The sequence below is a fragment of the Candidatus Culexarchaeum yellowstonense genome (assembly GCF_024707025.1).
In the GTDB taxonomy this organism is placed as follows: Archaea; Thermoproteota; Methanomethylicia; order Culexarchaeales; family Culexarchaeaceae; genus Culexarchaeum.
Genome location: NZ_JANGFQ010000130.1, coordinates 1 through 2,583 on the forward strand (window position 1 = coordinate 1; position 2,583 = coordinate 2,583).

General features: G+C 35.0%; 4 protein-coding genes and 1 pseudogene. All 5 read left to right on the forward strand.

Annotated features, from left to right (window positions below; all coding sequences use genetic code 11):
* The coding region (locus tag MRT15_RS09515; RefSeq protein WP_304329855.1) for a PaREP1 family protein at positions 1 to 369 on the forward strand (369 nt) is incomplete at its 5' end.
* A gap of 221 nt (positions 370 to 590) precedes the next feature.
* On the forward strand, positions 591 to 779 hold the full coding sequence (locus MRT15_RS09520; protein ID WP_304329856.1) for a hypothetical protein: 189 nt from the start codon (positions 591 to 593) through the stop codon (positions 777 to 779).
* A gap of 299 nt (positions 780 to 1,078) precedes the next feature.
* On the forward strand, positions 1,079 to 1,315 hold the full coding sequence (locus MRT15_RS09525) for a hypothetical protein (protein WP_304329857.1): 237 nt from the start codon (positions 1,079 to 1,081) through the stop codon (positions 1,313 to 1,315).
* Positions 1,282 to 1,791 carry a PIN domain-containing protein gene (locus MRT15_RS09530; RefSeq protein WP_304329858.1) on the forward strand — a complete coding sequence of 170 codons (510 nt, stop codon included), beginning with the start codon at positions 1,282 to 1,284 and terminating at the stop codon, positions 1,789 to 1,791. The genes MRT15_RS09525 and MRT15_RS09530 overlap by 34 nt, the downstream gene beginning before the upstream one ends.
* 365 nt (positions 1,792 to 2,156) lie before the next feature.
* Positions 2,157 to 2,583, forward strand: a pseudogene (locus MRT15_RS09535) (hypothetical protein); the annotation flags it as partial.

Below are 2,583 nucleotides of genomic sequence, written 5' to 3' on the forward strand. Positions count from 1 at the left end.
TGTAAGTTTTATGAGGAATCTGTCAGGGAGTTTGAGGAGGGGGTTAAGGAAAATAACTCTTATAAGATTAGGGACTCAGCTGAAAAGGCGTGGAATGCCGTAATACAAGCAACAAATGCCCTAATTCTTAAGTTTTCTGGAAAGCTTCCATCCAGTCATTGGGAGCGCAGGAAGATGCTTAGGGAACTGGAAATAAGGCTCCCCGAAATGGGGAAATTGATGCTTAGGGATAGGTATGGAGCTAGGGAGAGACACCTCCACGAAACAGTATTTTATGAGGGGAACATAGACATTGAGGATATAAAGTATGAGCTAGAAAAGGTTAGAGCTTACTTAAACGATATAGGTAATGTGTTAAAGGTAACGTAAAGACCATTCTAAACAAATGCTACTTGGAAGTAGCTTCACGTATATCACGGCAACTCTCCCTACCACTGCATGTAGCTATTGAGAGAATTCGTTTACATGGCGTCTTTGAGGTTTTAAATGTGTTTGATGAGCAAGATATCCTCTTTTTAAGGCAGATCTTTGACACTAATATTAGATCAATTAGGTAGAATAATGTCGTATTAAGGTGAAGCCTTTATTCAATGAAGATGATAATAGGATTTAAGGTTAATGTGAAGAAGGCTGTTGAATTTCTGGGTTTGAGTAAACTTAAAAGTCCAGAGGATTTCATAAGATTTATGAGGAATCCAGCAGTTGTGGATGGTAGGAGAATATATGATCCAGAAGTATACTCTAGGAAGCTGATGTTCAAAGCGGTAGGGTTGTGTTGAATGCTTTGTTTATGTGGTGTCTTCTCAATGTTTCTGAAGGGTATTCACATTAGGATGTGGGGTGATTTCACAGATAAGGGACTTTAGGCTTAAGCTAATGTTTGCTTCCATTATACTTGTAAATTTTCATGTTAGAAGAATCCTTTTTATTTATTGTAAAGTTGAAGTACTTCCATAGCGTAATCCAATTCTATTGTTGCCCTAATTATTCTTTCAATATTTGGTGGAGGGTGATTGTTTTCGCAACACAACACTAAGGAGAGAAAGTATAAATAGTTAAAATTTTATTATTTGACATTGTGAGTAAGAGTATTTCTATTGATGTTCCAGAAGAAGTTTGGATTCTTATCTCAAAGGATGAGTTACTTAAAAAGGCTATGGAACGCATTGCTGTTGAGGAATTCAGAAAGCTTTTGTTAAAGTATTTTGTAGCGGAAGAGATAACTGGAGTTATAGATGAAGAGGAAATAATTAGGATAGATGATGAGCTGAAGGAGGAAATGTGGGAAGGACTGAAACGGAAATGGAAATTGTAATTGATAGTAACAAAATAATTTCTGCAGTGGTAAGTAAAGGGATTGTTAGGAGGATTGTTATATTTTCAGGTATAAACTTCTATGCACCTAAAGAATTGGTGGAAGAAATCAAGAAACATAGAGAAGAAATATGTAAGCGCATAGGTTTAAAAACCGAATTTTTCAACTTTATCTTAGAAGAATTAATACTTCCAAAGTTAAACATTGTTGAAGAATCCAAGTATGCCAACAAAATTTCAGAAGCATATACAATATCCAAAGAGTTTGACGAAAAAGATACTCCCTTCATCGCACTAGCTTTAAAGTTAAAAGTGCCCATATGGACAAACGATAAATCGATGATAGAATATGGTATTAAGTCACAAGCATACTTAGCCGTGGACACCGAGACTTTAATAAAAGCTTTAAAAGGAGAATTGAAATTAAGTGATTGGACTACGATTAGAAAAGAACTCAAAGTAAAGTATGGCTTATGAAAACCTGTTTAGTTTAATTGGTGCTTCATGATGATGTGATTATGGTTGAATTGTTTTGTTTGAGTAATGGTCTTTTAATATTTTAAGTGGAATACACATATACCTTTGAAAATGAAATTAAAATTGTGGAGGGTGATTTTCGCAAGTAGAGGGATTCTAAGAGTTTAAGTTGATATCGGTTTTATTAGATTTTGAAAGTGGCTTGTTTGTGATTTTGTTCTATTTCCCATGTGTAAAATAGTATAAGTTTTTACACATGGATATCCTACTTAAAACATTTCAGCTTTTAAGGCTTAGAAGCAACTCTCCAAATCGGCTGGGGAAAGAGATAAAAACACCTTCAATCACTATTACTTTTGATTGAATTGGAAAAGCTTAAGACTGAAGTACTCAAGCTACTGAGGGAGGATGAAGAGTTTAGGTATACCGTTGCAGGTCTAATAGGTTTAGGGGAAATTATTAAACGTTTAGAAGCTCACGATGAAAAATTCATCGAGATACTTAAGCGTCTAGATTCCCATGATAAAAAATTCATTGAAATGCTCAAGCGTCTAGATGCTCATGATGCAAAGTTCGTTGAAATATTTACACGTTTAGAAGCCCATGATGAAAAGTTTGCTGAAATATTTAAGCGTCTGGATATCCATGATGAAAAATTCGTTGAGATACTCAAACGTTTAGAAGTTCATGATGAAAAGTTCATTGAGATACTTAAAAGGCTTGATAGGCATGAAAATGAGATCGCTGAGCTTAGGAAGGATATGAATAGGGGTTTTGAGCTCATGTATAGGC